The organism is Arthrobacter sp. SDR-2R (genome assembly GCF_057747955.1).
Map to the genome: position 1 here is coordinate 1,684,807 of NZ_CM173231.1, position 19,203 is coordinate 1,704,009.

Below are 19,203 nucleotides of genomic sequence, written 5' to 3' on the forward strand. Positions count from 1 at the left end.
TGCTGCGGTCCTAGCCTTGTTCGCAATGACCCGCGTAGAAGGCACGGATGTGCGAACAAGCCCAGGAATGCCGCAAGCAGCGCCGAAGGCCTATGCGGGCCTGATATCCGGCGGCAGAATGGGGCCATGGCGAAGCTGATCTACTCCGCAATCATGTCCCTCGACGGCTACACGGCAGACAAGGACGGCAACTTCAACTGGTCCGCGCCGGATGCGGAGGTCCACGGTTTCATCAACGACCTGGAGCGGGATGTGGGCACCTACCTCCTGGGGCGGCGGATGTACCAGGTGATGTCTGTCTGGGAAACCATGGGCACGTCCGGGGATCCTTCGGTGATCCAGGACTATGCCCGGATCTGGCAGGGGGCGGACAAGGTGGTGTACTCGACGACGCTGGCCATCGCTGCCACGCCCCGCACCAGGCTGGAGCGGCAGTTCCGCCCGGAGACGGTGCGGGACATGAAGGCCGGCACGGACAGGAACATCAGCATCGGCGGCCCCACGCTGGCGGCACACGCCCTCAACGCCGGCCTGGTGGACGAATGCCAGTTCTTCATCACCCCGGTTGCCGTGGGCGGCGGCCTGCGCTTCCTGCCGGACGGACTGGAGGCCCGGCTGGAACTGCTGGAGGAACGCCCGTTCGGAAACGGCGTGGTGTACCTGCGCTACGGAGTCCTCTGAACCGCCGGCGCACCCGTCCTGCGCTGGACCGCGAAGAGCGTGAACAACAGGGCCACCAGCGCGGTGCCCACCAGCAGGAGCAGCCCGATCGAATAGCTGCGGGTCGCTGCGTCATAGGTGGCGCCCATGACCAGAGGGGGGAAGTATCCGCCCAATCCGCCAGCGGCGCTCACGATGCCGCTGATGCTGCCCACCTTCCCCGCCGGTGACAGGACGCCGACCCACGCAAACACGCCGCCCGTTCCCAGACCCAGCGCCGCCGCCATGGCAACGAATGTGGCACCGGCGGGGACTTCGCCGTCGGGCCGCATGTTCACCACCCAGCCCAGGACCGCGACGGCGGCAAGGGCGGTGAGGACTACCGGTTTCGGGCCCAGCTTGTCAGCCAGGACCCCGCCCACCGGACGGGCCAGGACAGCGGCCAGGGCAAAACCGGCGGTCCGGGCGCCGGCGCCGGAGGGATCGAAACTGTACACGTCCCGCAGATAGGTGGGCAGGTAGGTGGCGAAGGAAACGAAACCGCCGAAGACCACGGCGTAGAGGAAGCACATCTTCCAGGTGACTGCCGTCCTGGCAGCGTCGAGGAGTTTGGGCAGCACCGGCAGGTGGCTGGGCGCCCAATCCGGGGATTCCTTCATGGCGAACCACACCAGCGCCGCCATCACGGCCAGGACGCCGGCGATCAGCAGGTGCGTCTGAAAGTATCCGATCCCGGCCACAAGCCGGGGATTCAGAAATGCCGCCAGCGCCGTGCCGCCCATCCCGGCGCCGAAGACACCGGTGGCGAACCCGCGGCGGGCTGGTTGGTACCAGGCGCTGACGAACGGGATCCCGACGGCGAAAACGGTCCCTGCCACGCCGAGCAGCAGCCCGGCCCCCAGTACCAGCGCGAAGGAACTCAGGAGGCCGCCGACCGACACCAGGAGGAGGGGAGGGATGGCGGCCAGGAGCACGAAGGTGAACATGGCCCTGCCGCCGTACTTGTCCGTGAGCGTGCCCACCACGATCCGTCCCAGCGAACCGACGAACACCGGCATGGCCACCAGGATCCCGGTGCTGGCCGGCGTCAGGGACAGGTTCTGGACGTAGAAGGCGCCCAGCGTGGCCACGGAGTTCCATGCCCAGAAACCTGCCACGGATGCCGCCGTCGCCAGCGCAAGGTTCAGCGCCCTCCAGGTGCCCGGCGCTGTGGTCATTCCGGCCACTTCCTGCTCCTCACCATGATCCAAACGCACCGCCGGTCAGCGGTTGCGGGTGTCCCTGTCCGGCGTGCCAACGGCGGACCAGCCCCGGCCCTTCGTTTCCCTGTCCCGCGAGCGGTAGACGATGTACGGGCGGAAAAGATAGTGCAGGGGTGCCGTGAAGGCGTGCACCAGGCGCGTGAACGGCCAGATGACGAACAGCGCCATGCCCACCAAGGTGTGCAGGTGGAAGGTGAACGGCGCAGCGGCCATCGCCGCGATGTCCGGCTGGAAGATGAACAGCGACCGGAACCACGGCGCCACCGTTTCCCGGTAGTTGTGCCCGTGTTCTCCCTCGAACACACTGGCCAGGGTGGTCCACAGGCCAAAGACGATGGCCGCGGTCAGCACCACGTACATGGTCTTGTCGTTCCTGGTGGTCGCCATGAAGACCGGGCCGGTGGTGCGCCGCCGGTAGATCAGCAGCGCGATCCCGCCCAGCGTTCCCACCCCGGCGATGCCGCCCACCAGCAGGGCGTTGAAGTGGTAGAACTCCTGGCTCATGCCCGCCGCCGCCGTCCAGGCCATCGGGATCACCAGGCCGAAGAAGTGCCCGGCGATGACCGCAAGCAGCCCGAAGTGGAAAAGCGGGGAGGCGATCCTCAGGAGCCGGGATTCGTAAAGCTGGGAGGACCGGGTGGTCCAGCCGAACTGGTCGTACCGGTAGCGCCACACCAGCCCGCCCACCAGCACCACCACCATGACATAGGGCAGGACGCCCCACAGGACGGTATCCCAGGCGTTGAGTACGACGGCGGGTCCCGGCTCCGCCACGGTGGACGCCTTGAGTGCGGGCATGGTCAGGCCCTCCTGACCGGCAAAAGCCGCGGATCGTAGGGATCCAGTCCCACGCTTTCGGAGGGTGGACCGTATCCGGCCATGCGCATCACTTCCTTCTCGTCCTGGGGTGACTTCCCGGGCAAGGTGGCGCAGATGGCCGCCAGGATCGTGGCATGCGGCAGGTTGTCCCGAAGCAGCCCCAGCCGAAGCATCTCCAAGCTGGCCCGGTAACGCTTCAGCAGGGTGCGTCCGGCCGCGGAATCCACCCGGGCAGCGAATTCCAGCACCATGGGCAGGTAGTCGGGAAGTTCCCCGTCCAGGTCCACCAGGGCGCCGCTGTGCCGGTAGGCCTCCTTGAAGAAGCCCAGCACCTCACCGCGGCGCCGGGTGTCGCCATCGGTCCAGTAGCTCAAATGCAGCGCGTGCCGCCGGCCGAGATCGAACTCGCGGACATATTGGGCCTGCAGTTCCATGGGCGGGGTGGCCTCGAGAAGGTCCAGTACCGGCGCAAATGCCGGCAAAGCCCCGGGAAACTCGGAAAGCGCTGCCCGGACCAGGGGAACCCGCTGCACCAGGTCCTCATCGGGATAGGACAGGCACCAGGCCGCTGCCAGGTACACCACCTGGTCGTGGCGGTTCACGGCTGGTCCTCCGCAGCGTCGAGGGTATCCGCTTCGTGCCCCTTGTCCGGGAACAGGCCGGGCGGCGCCCCGCGGCCGTCCCAGTTCAGCAGGTTCACCCTGCCCTTCAGGCCCGTCCCCGCGGAGACCTCGTCACTTGTCTGCCGGTCGCGCAGGGCGTGGAAGGTGTCCACGGCCACCGGGACGGGCCTGCCGCTCGCCTCCCCGAAGGGTGCCGAATCCTGCATGCCAGGGCCGCCGTCGAAATCCAGCGAGCAGCCCATCTCCTCCAGGTCGTGGGCCTGCTCCACGTGCGCCTTGGGAATGACGTACCGTTCGTCGTATTTGGCAATGGCCATCAGCCGGTACATCTCGTACATGGTCTGGCCGTCCATGCCCACGGCCTCGGGGATCGAGTCGTCCGGGTCGTTGCCGAGGCTGATGCCGCGCATGTAGGAACGCATGGCGGCCAGCTTCTTCAGTACGGCCGTGACCCGGTCCGCATCGCCTGCGGTGAACAGTTCCGCGAGATACTCCACCGGGATGCGCAGCGCATCAATGGCGCCAAAGAGATTGCCGTGGTCCTCGCCGTCGTGCCCCTGGTCCCGCAGCAGGTCCACAACGGGTGAGAGCGGCGGCACGTACCAGACCATCGGCATGGTGCGGTACTCGGGGTGCAGCGGGAGTGCCACTTTGTAGACCTTGGCCAGGGCGTAGACCGGCGAGCGCCGCGCGGCGTCGATCCAGTCCTCGGGGATCCCCTGGGCGCGGGCCTCGGCCTGGACGGCGGGGTCGTTCGGGTCCAGCAGCACGTCCATCTGGGCGTCGTAGAGTTCCTTGGGGTCGGTGACCGCGGCCGCCGCGGTGACGGCGTCGGCGTCGTACAGGAACAACCCCAGGTACCGCAGCCGGCCCACGCAGGTCTCCGAACAGACCGTCGGCAGCCCCACCTCCACCCTTGGATAGCAGAAGGTGCACTTCTCGGCCTTGCCCGTCTTGTGGTTGAAGTAGATCTTCTTGTACGGGCAGCCGGTGACGCACTGCCGCCAGCCACGGCACTTGTCCTGGTCCACCAGCACAATCCCGTCCTCCACCCGCTTGTAGATCGCGCCGGAGGGGCAGGACGCCATGCAGGACGGGTTCAGGCAGTGCTCGCAGATCCGCGGCAGGTAGAACATGAACGTCTGCTCGTAGGCGAACTTGATCTTGTCCTCGGACTCGCGCCGCACCTTCTCCACGATCGGGTCCAGGTGGCCGTTTTCGGTGGAGCCGCCCAGGTCGTCGTCCCAGTTCGCGGACCACGTGATTTTCGTGTCTTTGCCGGTGATCAGGGACTTGGGCCGGGCCACCGGGAAGTCGTCGCCCAGCGGCGCGTCCACGAGGGTCTTGTAGTCGTAGGTCCACGGCTCGTAGTAGTCCTTGAGCTCGGGCTGGACGGGGCTGGCGAAGATCCCCAGGAGCTTCTTCACCCGGCCCCCGGCTTTCAGCACCAGCTTGCCGCGCTTGTTCAGCACCCAGCCGCCGTGCCACCTCTCCTGGTCCTCGTAGCGGCGCGGATACCCCTGCCCGGGCCGGGTTTCCACGTTGTTGAACCAGACGTACTCGGTGCCCGCACGGTTGGTCCAGGCCTGCTTGCAGGTCACGGAACAGGTGTGGCAGCCGATGCATTTGTCCAGGTTCATGACCATGCCCATTTGAGCCATGACACGCATCAGTACTGCACCTCCTGGGAACGACGGCGGACGGTGGCAACCATGTCGCGCTGGTTCCCGGTGGGGCCGAGGTAGTTGAACGCGTAGGCCAGCTGGGCGTAGCCGCCGATCAGGTGCGAAGGCTTGACCAGCAGCCGGGTCACCGAGTTGTGGATGCCGCCGCGCCGTCCCGTGGCTTCGGACTTCGGCACGTCGATGGTGCGTTCCTGTGCGTGGTGGACGTAGACCACGCCGGCCGGCATCCGGTGGCTGACGATCGCCCGGGCCACCAGGACCCCGTTGATGTTCAGGCACTCCACCCAGTCGTTGTCCTTGACCTGGATCGCCTCGGCGTCGGCGGGGCTCATCCAGACCGTGGGGCCGCCGCGGGAGAGCGAGAGCATCAGCAGGTTGTCCTGGTATTCGGAGTGGATGGACCACTTGGAATGCGGCGTCAGGTACCGGACCACCACTTCCAGCTCCCCGTTCCGGCCCAGTTTGGGTTCGCCGAAGAGCCGGTGCATGTCCAGCGGCGGCCGGTAGATGGGCAGCCCCTCGCCGATGTCCGTGATCCAGTCGTGGTCCAGGAAGAAATGCATCCGCCCCGTCAGGGTATGGAAGGGCTTGAGCCGTTCGATGTTGATGGTGAACGGGGCGTAGCGCCGGCCGCCCGTTTCGGAGCCTGACCATTCCGGCGACGTGATCACGGGGACCGGTCCGGCCTGGGTCTGGGCGAAGGTGATGAACTTTTCCTCGGAGCCCTCGGACAGGTCCGCCAGCTTCCTTCCGGTGCGGACTTCGAGGTCTTTGAAGCCCTGCACGGACAGCGCACCGTTGGTGGTGCCGGAGAAGGCCAGGATGGCCTCGGCCATTTTCGCGTCGGTGTCGATCGCCGGCCGCCCGTCCGCTGCGCCGCCGAGCATCACGCCGTTGGAACGGCTGAGCCGCTCCAACGGGCCGGCGAGTTTGTACGTGACGTTCTTGACGGTGAAACCGAGCTTGTCGGCCAGGGGCCCGACGGCGGCGAGCTTGTCCGCGATGGCCGTGTAGTCCCGCTCCACCACCGAAAAGGCGGGCATGTTCTGGCCCGGTACGGCGGGAATGTCCGTGTCACGCCAGTCCCGCACGATCCCCCCGGGCTGGGCCAGCTGGCCCGGGGTGTCGTGCTGCAGCGGCACGCTGACCAGGTCCCGGCGGACGCCCAGGTGGGTCTTGGCCATCCGGGAGAACTCCCGGGCCAGCAGGTGGAACATCTCGAAGTCCGTTTTGGTTTCCCACGGCGGGTCGATTGCTGGGGTGAAGGCGTGCACAAACGGGTGCATGTCCGTGGAGGACAGGTCGTGCTTCTCGTACCACGTGGCGGCCGGGAACACGACGTCGGAGAGCAGCGTGGTGGAGGTCATCCGGAAGTCCGCGGAGACCAGGAAGTCCAGCTTTCCTTCCGGCGCCTTTTCGTGCCACTTCACATCCTTGGGTTTAAGTCCCTCGGCATCCGTGCCCAGGACGTTGTTGTGGGTGCCCAGCAGGTTCCGCAGGAAGTACTCATTGCCCTTGGCGGAGGAACCGAACAGGTTGGAGCGCCACAGGATCAGCGTGCGCGGCCAGTTCTCCGGGGCGTCCACGTCCTCGATGGCCGGGTTCAGTGTCCGGTTCTTGAGTGCGTCCGCGATATAGCTGGGGGTGTCCTTGGCGGTTCCGGCGGCGACGGCGGCCTCCGCCTCGTCGGCGAGGTCCAGGGGGTTGCGGTCGAACTGCGGGTAAAACGGCATCCAGCCGAGCCGGGCGGACTGGGCGATGGCGTCAGCGGTGTGCAGGCCGTCCAGGGCGCCGGTGGACAGCGGTGATTTGAGGGCGTCGGCCGAGTACCCGTCCTGGCGCCACTGGTCCGTGTGCATGTACCAGTACCCGGTGCCGATCATGGTCCGCGGCGGCCGGGACCAGTCCAGGGCATTGGCCAGCGACACCCAGCCGGTGACCGGGCGGGTCTTCTCCTGCCCCACGTAGTGCGCCCAGCCGCCCCCGTTCCGTCCCATGCAGCCGGTCAGCATCACCAGCGCCAGGATGGCCCGGTACGTGGTGTCGCCGTGGAACCACTGGCAGATGCCGGCGCCCATGATGATCATGGACCGGCCCTTGGACTGCTCGGCGTTGCGGGCGAACTCGCGGGCCACCCGGATGCAGGCCTGGGCGGGTACGGAGGTGATCTCCTCCTGCCATGCCGGGGTGTAGGGCGTGGCGGCGTCGTCATAGCCGGCGGCCCAATCCCCGGGCAGCCCGTCGCGGCCCACTCCGTACTGCGCGAGCATGAGGTCGAACACCGTGGTGGCCAGCTGGCCTTCCACCTCGATGACGGGCACGCCGCGGCGGAGCACGCTGCCGGTGCCGTCCGCCTGCTCGAAGCACGGGAGCAGGACCTCGGCGCTTTCTCCCGAGACCTCCCGCAGCGACAGCGCCGGTTCCATCCCCTCGAGGTCCAGGTTCCACTTGCCCTCGCCGCTGCCGGAGTAGCGGAAGCCCAGGGACCCGTTGGGGACGGCCGGACGGCCGGCCTTCTTTTCGAACAGGACGGTGCGGAACGCAGCGTCCTGTGCCCCCGCTTCGGCGGGAAGGTCCTTGGCGGTGAGGAATTTTGACGGCGTCAGCGCGCCGTCGTCGTTCCTCACCAGCCGGACCAGGAACGGAAGGTCCGTGTACTGCTTCACGTAGTCGGTGAAGAACGGCACGTCCCGGTCCACGAAGAATTCCTTCAGCATGACGTGCCCCATCGCCATCGCCAGGGCAGCGTCCGTTCCCGCCTGGGCGGGAAGCCATTCGTCCGCGAACTTGGTGTTGTCCGCATAGTCCGGGCTGACCGTGACCACCTTGGTGCCGCGGTACCGCACCTCGGCCATCCAGTGCGCGTCCGGAGTTCGGGTGACCGGGACGTTCGATCCCCACATCATGAGGTAGCGCGCGTCCCACCAGTCACCGGACTCGGGAACGTCGGTCTGGTCCCCGAACACCTGCGGGCTGGCGACAGGCAGGTCAGCGTACCAGTCGTAGAAGGACGTCATCACCCCGCCGATCAGCTGGATGAAACGCGTACCGACGGCGTGCGAAACCATTGACATGGCCGGGATGGGGGAGAAGCCGGCGCAGCGGTCCGGGCCGTAGGTCTTGATGGTGTTCACGTGGGCGGCGGCGGCAATCTCGATCGCTTCCTGCCAGGAGACCCGGACCAGGCCGCCCTTGCCGCGGGCCTGCTGGTAGCGCCGGCGCTTGTCCGGGTCGGCCGCTATCTCGGCGAAGGCCAGGACCGGGTCGCCCAGGCGTGCTTTCGCTTCCCGGTACATCTCCACCAGTACACCGCGTGCGTAGGGAAAGCGGACCCGGGTGGGGGAGTAGGTGTACCACGAAAAGGCTGCCCCGCGCGGGCAGCCTCTCGGTTCGTATTCGGGACTGTCAGGGCCCACCGACGGGTAGTCGGTCTGCTGGGATTCCCAGGTGATGATGCCGTCCTTGACGTACACCTTCCAGGAGCAGGAACCGGTGCAGTTCACCCCGTGGGTGGAGCGGACCACCTTGTCGTGGCTCCACCGGTCGCGGTAGAAGATGTCGCCCTTGCGGCCCCCCTCCCGGAAGACGGCCCTGCCGTCGTCGGTCTGGTCCCACCGGGTAAAGAAACGGCCCAGCTTCAACATTGCTTCTGATGCGGGTCCATCTAACCCCGCACGGGGTCCGGCAGCCATGCCCCCAAGCTAGGCGGGAGCCGGAAACGCGGAACAGGGCACAAAGGCCCTGTTCCGTGGACCATGGCTGCTCCGAATCCCTCCCGGGGCGGGCAGAATGGGTGCATGACACGCATCGCCATCATCGGCGGCCACGGGAAAGTGGCCCTCCTCCTGTCCCAGCTCCTCACCGGCGAGGGCCACTCCGTCACCTCGTTTATCCGCAATCCGGACCATGCGGACGACGTCGCCGCCACTGGCGCCACGCCGTCGGTCCTGGACGTGGAAAATGCCACGACGGCGGCCATCGCCGATGCCTTGGCCGGGCACGACGCCGTGGTCTGGTCCGCCGGGGCTGGCGGCGGCAACCCCGGCCGCACCTACGCGGTGGACAGGGACGCTGCCATCCGCTCCATGGATGCGGCGGCCCAGGCAGGGGTGGACCGGTACGTGATGGTGTCCTACTTCGGTGCGGGCAAGGACCACGGAGTGCCGGAAGACAACAGTTTCTTCGCCTACGCCGAAGCCAAGGCGGCCGCTGACGAGTACCTGCGCGGCAGCGGGCTGGCGTGGACCATCCTGGGGCCCGGGGCACTGACCGACAAGCCGGGGACCGGGCTGATCGACGTGGACCCGTCGCCGGATGGGGACCGTGACACGTCACGTGCCAACACGGCGATCGTGGCCGCGGCGGTGCTGGACCTGCCCCAGACCGCAGGCCGGACCATCGAGTTCCGCGACGGCACGCTGCCGGTGGCAGCGGCCCTGGAACCGGGCGCGTAGACCCCGGCGGGCAAGGGGCGCGTGGCCTCGGTTATGCCGGGGCGACCGGCGCGGCCAGCTCCAGGTCCAGGGAATTCTGCTCCACGTAGTCCAGGGCGCAGCGCACGGCACCCACCGTGACGATTGAGTCGCCCAGCGGGGAGACCGCCACCCGCGCGGGGGTGGCGGTGAAGTCTTTCAGGCGCTCGCTGATGGGTGCAAGGAGCACGCCCGCGGAATCGGCCACCCCGCCGCCGATCACCACCAGCTCCGGATTGAGCAGGGTGGCTACGGTTCCCACCACCCGTGCCATCCTGTCCGTCAGCCGGTCCATGATGCCAAGAGCCACGGCGTCGCCCTGTTCCGCCGCCGCAAAGACCTGCTCAGCTTCCAACCGCCCGTGGGGGACGGAGCGGAGGGCGGTGGGGACCGGAATGGCCAGGGCTTCGGCGGCCCAGGTCCGCGCCAGGTGGGCGATGCCGTAGGTGTCGCCCACGCCTTCCACCAGGTCCAGGTACGCCAGCTCCCCGGCGCTGCCCCGCGTTCCGTGGACCAGCCGGCCGCCCTCCACGATGCCCGAACCCAGCCGTTCGCTGGCCAGGATCACCACCACGTCGTCAATTCCCGCGGCCGCCCCCTGCCAGCGTTCGCCCAGGGCCGCAAGGTTGGCGTCGTTTTCCAGCAGCACCGTCCAGCCCCGGGTTTCCTTGAGGGCCGCCCCCAGTCCCAGGTCGAACAGCCCCCAGAACTTCTGCGTGGCCACCACCTCCCCGTGCCGGTCCACGGGTGCGGCTACTCCGGCGCAGACGGCCAGTACCCGGCCGGGCTCCGTTTCTGCGGACCGCAGGGCCGCCTGGGCTACGCCGTCGATGAAGGCTATGCGTTCCCGGGAACCAACGTCTCCCGCCTGGAAAGGCCGGCTGGACCGTCCCAATGTCTTGCCCCGGAGGTCGGAAACCACCACGGTGACCTTTGAATAGCCGATGTCCATGCCCAGGACCACGCCTGCGCGCTCGTTGAGTTCGAACCGGCGGGCGGGGCGGCCCTTGTGGTACCCGCCGAATTCGCGCTGGTTTTCCCGCTCCAGGACCCAGCCGCGCCGGACCAGGTCCTCGCAGACGGCGATGGTGGTGGCGCGGGTCAGGCCCGTGGCGGCCATGACGTCCGTGACGGTCACCGCGGCCGAGGCGCGGAGGAATTCGAGGACCGCGCCGGCACTGACCCGCCGCAGCAACTGGGGAGTCGCCGGAACCAGTTCAGGCATGCTGTTGACCTTCCTGAGCAAAGCACCAGATAATACTTGGGGAAGTAAATTTAGATTCAATATAAATGTACCTGCTGCAAAGAAAAGGACCACCCCTTGTCCACCACTGCCACGCTGGCAACCCTGTCCGACTCCGACCGTCCGGCCGACCCCAACTGGTGGCGCCAGGCCTCCGTATACCAGATCTACCCCCGCAGCTTTGCCGATTCCAACGGCGACGGCATCGGCGACATCAACGGCATCACCGCCAAGGTCCCGTACCTGAAGTCGCTGGGCATCGACGCCGTCTGGCTGAGCCCCTTCTACCCCTCCGCACTCGCCGACGGCGGCTACGACGTGGACGACTACCGCAACGTGGACCCGCTGCTGGGCACCCTGGACGACTTCGACGCGATGGCCAAGGCCCTCCACGAAGCCGGCATCAAGCTGATTGCGGACATTGTCCCCAACCACTCCTCCAACCGGCACAAGTGGTTCCAGGAAGCGCTGGCCTCGCCGAAGGGTTCGCCGGCCCGCGACCGCTACATCTTCCGCGACGGCAAGGGCCCCAACGGCGAGTTCCCGCCGTCGGACTGGGACTCGGTGTTCGGCGGCCCCGCCTGGGAGCGCATCACCGAACCCGACGGCACCCCGGGCCAGTGGTACATGCACATCTTCGCCAAGGAACAGCCGGACCTGAACTGGTCCAACCGCGAAATCCGGGATGACTTCCTGAAAACCCTGCGCTTCTGGTCCGACCGCGGCGTGGACGGCTTCCGCGTCGACGTTGCCCACGCCCTCACCAAGGACCTCACCGAGCCGCTGCTCTCCAAGCTGGAACTGAGCGCCGCCAACACCGGAGTGGACGGATTCGACGACGGGACGCACCCGTTCTGGGACCGCGACGAAGTGCACGAGATCTACGCCGAATGGCGCGAGGTGTTCAACGAGTACAACCCGCCGCGCACCGCCGTCGCCGAAGCCTGGGTGCACGCCACCAGGCGTGCCCGCTATGCCAGCCCCCAGGGCCTGGGACAGGCGTTCAACTTCGACCTGCTGCAGGCCGACTTCGACGCCGCCGAGTTCAAGGAGATCATCACCCGCAACCTGGCCGAGGCTGCCGCCACCGGCGCCTCCTCCACGTGGGTGTTCTCCAACCACGACGTGGTACGGCACGCCACCCGCTACGGCCTGCCGCAGGTGGCCAAGGAAAAGGCCGGCGCCAAGGGCCAGGACGGCAAGGACTGGCTGCTGGCCGGCGGCCCCAAGGACCAGCTGGACGTTGAACTGGGCGAGCGCCGTGCGCGGGCCGCCACCCTCCTGATGCTCGCCGTTCCCGGCTCCGCGTACCTGTACCAGGGCGAGGAACTGGGCCTGCAGGAAGTGGCCGAGATTCCCGAATCGGAACGGCAGGACCCGTCCTTCTATCGCAACAAGGGCGTGGAGATTGGCCGCGACGGCTGCCGCGTGCCGCTGCCCTGGAAGGTGGAAGGCACCTCCTTCGGCTTCGGCGACGGCGGCTCCCACCTGCCGCAGCCGGATTGGTTCAGCAAGTACGCCGTGGAGGCCCAGGACGGCACCGAAGGTTCCACCCTGGAGCTCTACCGCGAGGCCCTGAAGCTCCGCCGTGAACTGCAGACGGACGAGGACCTCGAATGGGTTGACAACGGCAACCCGGACGTCCTGCACTTCAAGCGCCCCAACGGGTGGCAGTCCGTGACCAACTTCGGGAACACCGCTGTCGACCTTCCGGCCGGCAAGGTGCTGGTCAGCAGCGGCCCGCTGGAGGACGGCAAGCTGCCGGCCAACACCACCGCGTGGTTGCGCTGATGGGCGTGAACCGCCGGCGTGGGCGGGCCTGATGCAGGAGGTCATCTACGGATGCATGGGACTGGGCGGCAGCTGGTCTGACGAACCACATGGCAGCCACCATGTGGACCAGGCCGCCGCTGCCGTCCATGCCGCCCTGGACACCGGGATCACCCTGTTCGACCACGCGGACATCTACCGCAGCGGCAAATCCGAGGCGGTGTTCGGCGAGGTCCTGGCCGCCACTCCAGGTCTGCGGGAACGGATCCGGCTGCAGACCAAATGCGGCATCCGGCTGAACGAACGCGGCCTTCAGACCCACTACGACCTGAGCCGGGACGCCATCCTGGAACGGGTCAACGGCAGCCTGGAACGGCTCCGGACGGACTACGTGGACATCCTCCTGCTGCACCGCCCGGACCCCCTGGCGGACCCCGCGGAGATGGCCTCCGCCGTCGGGCAGCTCATGGACGAAGGCAAGGTCCGGCAACTGGGCGTGTCCAACATGTCCGCAGCGCAGATCGAGGCGCTGCGGGACCGGCTGGAGACTCCGGTGGTTGCCAACCAGCTGGAAATGAGCCTGCTCAAGCGGGCATGGCTGGAAAGCCAGGTCCTGGTCAACCACCCGGAGCACCTGGACTACAGCTTCCCGCACGGGACGCTTGAGTATTGCACCCGGAACAACATCACCCTGCAGGCGTACGGCGCCCTGGCCCGCGGCGTCTACACCGGCGCCGAACCGGACAGTCCCACCTCAGCCGATGCGGCAACGGCCGAACTCGTGGCGGGGCTTGCGGGGGAGTACGGCACCTCCGGCGAGGGTGTCCTGCTGGGCTGGCTGATGAAGCACCCGGCCGGAATCGCGCCGGTCATCGGGACGGTCAACCCGGACCGCATCCGGGCCTGCGGCGACGCAGCCCGGGTGGCGCAGGCCCTCACCCGCGCCGACTGGTACAAACTCTGGGTCACGGCTCGCGGGAGCAACATCCCCTGACCCTTCCCGGCCGGGCAGCAGCAAGGGCCGTTGTGCAGGTCACAACGGCCCTTTCTGCTGCCCGCATTTAACCGGAGACACAGTCATATCCCGTTTAGTTCGTATTGATCCTCACAAGCTGGCCGATTTCTTCGCCTTGCCGCTTGCGGGGCGGATACTGTAGAAAGCATGACGTCTACCATCGCCGCCGAAACTGTTAGGCCGGAACGCAATATCCCCGCAGAGATCGCCCGTTCCTGGCTGCTGGTCAATGCCATGAAGCCGGAGCTGTTCGACCAGTCGGCCGTTTCCCGCGCCGATTCGATCATCCTGGATATTGAAGATGCGGTGGACCCGTCCCAGAAAGACCAGGCCCGCGCCAACGTGATCGACTGGCTGACCGGCGGCGGCAAGGCCTGGGTGAGGATCAATGACGCCACCAGCCCGTTCTGGGCTGATGACCTTGCCGGGCTGCGCGGCACCCCGGGCCTGCTGGGCGTCATGCTCGCCAAGACCGAATCCGCGGACCAGGTCACCGAGAGCTTCCACCGCATGGATGGCAAGACCCCCGTGATCCCGTTGGTGGAATCCGCCCTGGGCATCGAGGAAGCCAACCATATCGCCAAGGCCCAGGGTGCGTTCCGCCTGGCCTTCGGTTCCGGCGACTTCCGCCGCGACACCGGCATGGCCGCCACCCCGGAGGCCATGGCCTACCCGCGGGCCAAGCTCGTGGTCGCCAGCCGGGTGGGCAACTTGCCGGGCCCCATTGACGGCCCCACCGTCGGCACCAACCACCCCATCCTGCGCGAGCAGACCGGCATCACCGTGATGATGGGCATGACCGGCAAGCTTTGCCTGGCCATTGACCAGACGCCGGTGATCAACGAGGTCATCAGCCCCACGCCGTCGGACGTCGCGTGGGCCACCGACTTCATGAACGACTTCGAAGCCAACGGCCGCGTCATCCGTGACGGCTCCGACCTGCCCCGCCTTGGCCGCGCCGAGAAGATCATGAAGCTCGCCGTAGCCTTCGGGGTGCAGCCCGCGCTGTAACACCCACCCGCCACTTCAGGAGACCCCGTGACCGATACCCGCCATCTGGTCCACGGGGTCTTTTGGGATGCGCTGCCGGGTTCCAGGGCGCCGGAGGGTTCCAGGGCCGCGGACGACGGCGGCGGCGCGGTTTTGCGCCTCCAGTCACCGGAGGGGGACTTCCGTCAGCTCAGCCTTAGCCCCGGCCGGCGCCTCGGCTTCGAGGTGGTGGAACCGGGCAGGTCCTGCCTGGGCCACATCCGGGTCCAGTCGGCAACCTCGCGGAGCCACGTCCTCTGCGCCTCCGCTGCCCCGGCCCTGCGGGGAAAGCAGTGCGAGCGGTGCTTTGTGCTGGACGAGTCCCGGCTCATGCACGACTTCCACCGGGGCGGCAGGGTCACTCCGGGCCTCCGTGACTACCTGATGCAGGAACACTGGCTGTACGTTGCCACGTTCGCGGGCGGTGCCACCAAGGTGGGAACGGCCTCCGGCCCGCGGAAGTGGAACAGGCTCGCGGAGCAGGGGGCCGCTGCGGCCGCTTATGTTGCCCGGGCCCGGGACGGCCGGGTGGTGCGGATCCTGGAGGACCTGGTGACAGCCGAGGTGGGCCTGACGCAGCAGGTGCGGTCCGCAGCCAAAGCGGACGCCCTCCTGCAGCCGCTCCCGGAACGGGGCCTGCAGGCCGCCAACGCCCGCGCGGCCGGCGAGGTGCGCACACTGCTGGCACGCACCGCCGTCGACGGTTTTGTAACTGTGGAGGAGCAGTGGGCGAGGCCGGCGCACGCTGAAGCCCTCTACGGGCCCGCCCAACGCCATGCCTACCCGCACGCACTGGACCAGGGGCAGCACGGCTTCACGGTCACTGCCCTGAGCGGGGCAAATGCTCTGGCCCGGCTGGATGGAACGGACGCCGCGTTCGTGGTCAACCTCTCCCAACTGGCCGCCCGGACCATCATCCTGGGCGGCTACGCCTCGGAGGTCCCGGCGGTGCAGGAATCCCTGTTCTAGCGGGATCCGGCAGGCCCGGCGGGTAGACTTGCACGGTGCTGAACGAATTCTGGGCCACCGCGCCAACCCGTTACAAAGTCCTGGTCTTCAGCGCGATGGGACTGATCGCCGTCGGCATCATCCTGAACATCATCGGCAACACCGGCGGCAACCAAACGCTGGCCTGGGCCTCCCTGCCGCTGATCGGACTGGGCCTTGTCCTGCACGTCGTGGGCATCGTGGTCCGCGGCCAGGCCATCCGGAAGAACCTGCGCCGGTAGCGCCCGCCGTAACGGTTGCGGCGGGCCTTTTCTGCCCGCCAACACGCGGGCGATAGGCTGGAATCCATGACTATCAATCCGGATCTGCAGGGCCGAAGCTACCCTGCCGCAGAGGTGTACGACGTTGGCCGCGAGAAAATCCGCGAGTTCGCCCGCGCCGTGAAGGCCACCCACCCCGCGCATTTCGACGTCGACGCCGCCGAGGCGCTGGGCCACACGGACCTGGTGGCGCCGCCCACCTTCGCGATCATCATCGCCCAGCGGGCCGACGCCCAGCTCATCGAGGATCCGGAATCCGGCATCGACTTCTCCCGCGTGGTCCACGCGGACCAGCGCTTCACCCACCACCGGCCCATCATTGCCGGGGACCGCCTGGTCGCGGAACTGCATGTCGACGGCGTCCGGGCCATGGGCGGCGGTGCCATGATCACCACCCGCTCGGAGATCTTCGCCCTCGGTTCCGGCGATTCACGGGAACCGGTCACCACCACCACGTCATCCATCCTGGTCCGCGGAGAGGGACAGTAACCATGAGCCCCAGCTTCAATGAACTCAGCGCCGGCCAGGAAATCGGGAGCCGCACCATCGAGGTCACCCGCACGGACCTGGTCAAGTACGCCGGTGCCTCCGGCGACTTCAACCCCATCCACTGGAACGAGGCCTTCGCCACCAGCGTGGAGCTGCCGGGCGTCATCGCACACGGCATGTTCACCATGGGCTCAGCCGTCCAGCTGGTGACCGACTGGGCAGGCGACCCCGCCGCCGTCGTCGATTTCCAGACCCGCTTCACCAAGCCGGTCCTGGTCGCGGACACCACCGGAACGGACCAGTCCGGCGCCACTATCGAAGTCAGCGGCACCATCGGAAAGCTCGACGCCGACGCACGCACCGCCCGCGTTGACCTCACCGTTATCTCCGCAGGGCAGAAGGTCCTGATGAAGGCCCAGGCCCTCGTCAAGCTGTCCTGATGCGCGCTTGGTGATGATGGGCAGCACCCGTTGACCTCCGCTCCCAAAACCGAGGCTACCGCCGCCCAGGTCACCCACTGGCGCAACGCCGTCGTGGTGGCCTACGGCGCCAGCGGCCTGGCGTTCGCCTCCTGGGTGTCCCGGCTGCCCGCCATCCGGGACGCGCTGGACCTGAGCCCGGGCAACATCGGCGTGATCCTGCTGTGCATGACGCTGGGCTCGTTCGCCTCTGTCTCGGCCTCCGGGCTGATCGTCCTGCGGTTGGGGTCCAAACGGACCATCCGCACCGGCAGCATCATGGTGGGGGCCGGGCTGCTGACCGCCGGTTTTGGCACAACCGTGCTGGCAAGCCCGGTGGCAACGGCCATAGGCCTGGCCATCATCGGCCTGGGGACGGGGAGCTGGAACACCGCGTCCAATGTGGAAGGCGCAGCCGTGGAACGTGCAGTGGGCCGCCACATCATGCCCCGGCTCCACGGTGCCTTCAGTCTTGGCACGGTGGCGGGTGCGGGTCTTGGTGCCGCTGCGGCGGCAGTGTCCCTGCCAGTGTTCTGGCACCTTGCGGCGGCGGGGGCCGTGGTGGCCGTGTCGGTGGCGACGGCGGCGTCCTGGTTCCGCGCCGACGTCACCCCGGTGGCGGGGGAGCGCACCTACTCCCCGGACAACTTCGAAGACCCCATCACGGGCCCCATCCCCCTGATCCGCGCCGGGAGCACGGCGGAGGCGCCGCTGGACAACAAGCGCAAGATCGCGCAGGCGTGGCGGGATCGCCGGACACTGCTGCTGGGCGTCCTGGTGCTCGGCCTCGCCCTTGCCGAAGGCGCCGCGGGGGACTGGGTGGCCCTGGCCCTGGCGGACGGCCACGGCCAGAGCGATGCCGCCGGCGCCGCCGGATACGGCCTGTTTGTCACGTTCATGACCATCGGCCGGTTCGCCGGGACGCCGCTGCTGGACCGGTTTGGACGGGTACCCGTCATGCGCTGGTGCGCTGCGATGGCTGTCCTGGGCCTGGCCGTCTTCGTGTTCGCCCCGGCGCCGTGGCTCGCCTATATTGGCCTCGCCGCGTGGGGCCTGGGTGCGTCCCTGGGCTTCCCGGTGGGCATGTCCGCAGCAGCCGACGATCCGGCGAAGGCAGCGGCCCGGGTATCGGTGGTGTCCACCATCGGCTACGGGGCGTTCCTGTGCGGGCCGCCGCTGCTGGGCCTGCTGGCCGAACACGTGGGCATCCTGCACTCACTCCTTGCCGTGGTGGTGATGCTGGCCGTGAGCTTCGTGCTGTCCCCGGTGGCCCGGAAGCCCGCCTAGGTTTCCCTAGTATTGTTGATGGGTGACTCCCACCCTGCTTTCCTCCCTGACCACGTCCGCCGTAGGCGGCCCCGCCGGCAAGTTCATTGAGGCCCGGACCGAGGCAGAGATCATCGACGCCGTCCGGTCCGCGGACGCGGCCGGCGAGCAGGTCCTGATCATCAGCGGCGGGTCCAACCTCCTGGTGTCCGACGACGGGTTCCCCGGGACCGTTGTCAGGATCGCCTCGGAGGGGTTCACGGTCAACGCCGAGGACTCGTGCGGTGGCGTGGCAGTGGTGGTCCAGGCCGGCCATAACTGGGACAAGCTCGTGGAGCACGCCGTCCGCCACGCGTGGTCCGGGATTGAGGCATTGTCCGGGATCCCCGGCTCAACGGGTGCCACGCCGGTCCAGAACGTGGGGGCGTACGGCTCTGAGGTCTCGCAGACCATTGCCGCCGTGCGCACCTGGGACCGGGAACGCAACGCCGTGAAAACCTTCACCAACTCCGAACTGAAGTTCGGCTACCGGGATTCCATCCTCAAGCAGACCACCGTCAACGGCTCGCCCCGGTACGTGGTGCTCACTGTGGAATTCCAGTTGCCGCTGGGACGGATGAGCGCCCCCATCCGCTACGCCGAACTGGCCCGATCCCTCGGGGTGGAGGTGGGCAAGCGCGCCTACGCCAACGGCGTACGCCGGGAAGTGCTCCGGCTGCGTGCCTCCAAGGGCATGGTGTGGGACGGCGCCGACCGTGATACGTATTCCACGGGTTCCTTCTTCACCAACCCCATCGTCCCGGCCGCTGTCGCGGACACGCTGCCCGAAGCGGCGCCGCGGTATCCGGCAGGCCAGGACGGCCTGGTGAAACTTTCCGCCGCGTGGCTGATCGACCAGTCAGGCTTCGGCAAGGGCTTCGGCCTGGAACCGGATGGCGTGGCCGGTGGCCGCGCCTCACTGTCCACCAAGCACACCCTGGCCATCACCAACCGCGGCTCAGCCAGCGCCGCCGACATGGTGGCTGTGGCACGGGAGGTGCGGGCCGGCGTCGAACGCCGCTTTGGCATCCAGCTGCACCCGGAGCCGCTGCTCATCGGCCTGGAACTGTAGGCATCCCGGAACTGTAGGCGCGCTGGAACTGTA

17 protein-coding genes are annotated in these 19,203 nt (G+C 67.9%); 11 read left to right on the forward strand and 6 right to left on the reverse strand.

All coding sequences use genetic code 11. From position 1 onward, the window contains the following. Nucleotides 1-126 precede the first annotated feature (126 nt). Nucleotides 127-681 carry a dihydrofolate reductase family protein gene (locus tag AC3ANU_RS07845; RefSeq protein ID WP_018769072.1) on the forward strand — a complete coding sequence of 185 codons (555 nt, stop codon included), beginning with the start codon at nucleotides 127-129 and terminating at the stop codon, nucleotides 679-681. Here the strand turns inward: AC3ANU_RS07845 and AC3ANU_RS07850 are convergent. The 5 genes from AC3ANU_RS07850 to AC3ANU_RS07870 are packed head-to-tail and all read right to left on the reverse strand — an operon-like array spanning nucleotide 666 to nucleotide 8,741. Beyond that, entirely contained in the window at nucleotides 666-1,877 is a 1,212-nt protein-coding gene (locus AC3ANU_RS07850; RefSeq protein ID WP_134163672.1) for an MFS transporter, read from the reverse strand. The two genes, AC3ANU_RS07845 and AC3ANU_RS07850, sit on opposite strands and share 16 nt — an antisense overlap. A 45-nt stretch (nucleotides 1,878-1,922) precedes the next feature. Continuing rightward, the gene (narI, locus tag AC3ANU_RS07855; RefSeq protein ID WP_018769074.1) at nucleotides 1,923-2,720 is read right to left on the reverse strand and encodes a respiratory nitrate reductase subunit gamma; all 798 of its coding nucleotides are present in this window, start codon (nucleotides 2,718-2,720) and stop codon (nucleotides 1,923-1,925) included. A 2-nt stretch (nucleotides 2,721-2,722) separates the two neighbouring features. Beyond that, entirely contained in the window at nucleotides 2,723-3,343 is a 621-nt protein-coding gene (gene narJ, locus AC3ANU_RS07860) for a nitrate reductase molybdenum cofactor assembly chaperone (RefSeq protein WP_223992337.1), read from the reverse strand. Continuing rightward, nucleotides 3,340-5,034 carry a nitrate reductase subunit beta gene (gene narH, locus AC3ANU_RS07865; protein WP_043424889.1) on the reverse strand — a complete coding sequence of 565 codons (1,695 nt, stop codon included), beginning with the start codon at nucleotides 5,032-5,034 and terminating at the stop codon, nucleotides 3,340-3,342. Before narH ends, narJ begins: the two co-directional genes overlap by 4 nt. After that, complete coding sequence (locus tag AC3ANU_RS07870; protein ID WP_488315808.1) at nucleotides 5,034-8,741, reverse strand: nitrate reductase subunit alpha; 3,708 nt, start codon at nucleotides 8,739-8,741, stop codon at nucleotides 5,034-5,036. Before AC3ANU_RS07870 ends, narH begins: the two co-directional genes overlap by 1 nt. A 105-nt stretch (nucleotides 8,742-8,846) precedes the next feature. On the opposite strand from AC3ANU_RS07870, the gene AC3ANU_RS07875 reads away from it, so the two are divergent. After that, the gene (locus AC3ANU_RS07875) at nucleotides 8,847-9,503 is read left to right on the forward strand and encodes an SDR family oxidoreductase (RefSeq protein WP_018769078.1); all 657 of its coding nucleotides are present in this window, start codon (nucleotides 8,847-8,849) and stop codon (nucleotides 9,501-9,503) included. A gap of 31 nt (nucleotides 9,504-9,534) precedes the next feature. Here the strand turns inward: AC3ANU_RS07875 and AC3ANU_RS07880 are convergent, their stop codons facing one another. After that, nucleotides 9,535-10,746: an ROK family protein gene (locus AC3ANU_RS07880; RefSeq protein WP_488315809.1), complete on the reverse strand. Its 1,212-nt coding sequence runs from the start codon at nucleotides 10,744-10,746 to the stop codon at nucleotides 9,535-9,537. A 96-nt stretch (nucleotides 10,747-10,842) separates the two neighbouring features. On the opposite strand from AC3ANU_RS07880, the gene AC3ANU_RS07885 reads away from it, so the two are divergent. The 9 genes from AC3ANU_RS07885 (at nucleotide 10,843) to AC3ANU_RS07925 (ending at nucleotide 19,170) form a co-directional block, all read left to right on the forward strand. Beyond that, entirely contained in the window at nucleotides 10,843-12,555 is a 1,713-nt protein-coding gene (locus tag AC3ANU_RS07885; RefSeq protein WP_488315810.1) for a glycoside hydrolase family 13 protein, read from the forward strand. A 31-nt stretch (nucleotides 12,556-12,586) separates the two neighbouring features. Continuing rightward, on the forward strand, nucleotides 12,587-13,528 hold the full coding sequence (locus tag AC3ANU_RS07890) for an aldo/keto reductase (RefSeq protein ID WP_488315811.1): 942 nt from the start codon (nucleotides 12,587-12,589) through the stop codon (nucleotides 13,526-13,528). 168 nt (nucleotides 13,529-13,696) lie between these two features. After that, a complete protein-coding gene (locus tag AC3ANU_RS07895) occupies nucleotides 13,697-14,560 on the forward strand; it encodes an HpcH/HpaI aldolase/citrate lyase family protein (RefSeq protein WP_134163680.1) in 864 nt (287 codons plus the stop codon). A gap of 27 nt (nucleotides 14,561-14,587) precedes the next feature. Beyond that, on the forward strand, nucleotides 14,588-15,547 hold the full coding sequence (locus AC3ANU_RS07900; protein WP_488315812.1) for a DUF2797 domain-containing protein: 960 nt from the start codon (nucleotides 14,588-14,590) through the stop codon (nucleotides 15,545-15,547). Nucleotides 15,548-15,582: 35 nt separating this feature from the next. Beyond that, complete coding sequence (locus AC3ANU_RS07905; protein ID WP_018769084.1) at nucleotides 15,583-15,807, forward strand: DUF3188 domain-containing protein; 225 nt, start codon at nucleotides 15,583-15,585, stop codon at nucleotides 15,805-15,807. Between the two features lie 66 nt (nucleotides 15,808-15,873). Further along, the gene (locus AC3ANU_RS07910; protein WP_056388879.1) at nucleotides 15,874-16,335 is read left to right on the forward strand and encodes an FAS1-like dehydratase domain-containing protein; all 462 of its coding nucleotides are present in this window, start codon (nucleotides 15,874-15,876) and stop codon (nucleotides 16,333-16,335) included. A 2-nt stretch (nucleotides 16,336-16,337) separates the two neighbouring features. Then, on the forward strand, nucleotides 16,338-16,775 hold the full coding sequence (locus AC3ANU_RS07915; RefSeq protein ID WP_488315813.1) for a MaoC family dehydratase: 438 nt from the start codon (nucleotides 16,338-16,340) through the stop codon (nucleotides 16,773-16,775). A gap of 30 nt (nucleotides 16,776-16,805) precedes the next feature. Then, complete coding sequence (locus AC3ANU_RS07920) at nucleotides 16,806-18,080, forward strand: MFS transporter (RefSeq protein WP_488315814.1); 1,275 nt, start codon at nucleotides 16,806-16,808, stop codon at nucleotides 18,078-18,080. Between the two features lie 22 nt (nucleotides 18,081-18,102). Continuing rightward, a complete protein-coding gene (locus tag AC3ANU_RS07925; protein WP_488315815.1) occupies nucleotides 18,103-19,170 on the forward strand; it encodes a UDP-N-acetylmuramate dehydrogenase in 1,068 nt (355 codons plus the stop codon). The last annotated feature ends 33 nt before the right edge of the window (nucleotides 19,171-19,203 follow it).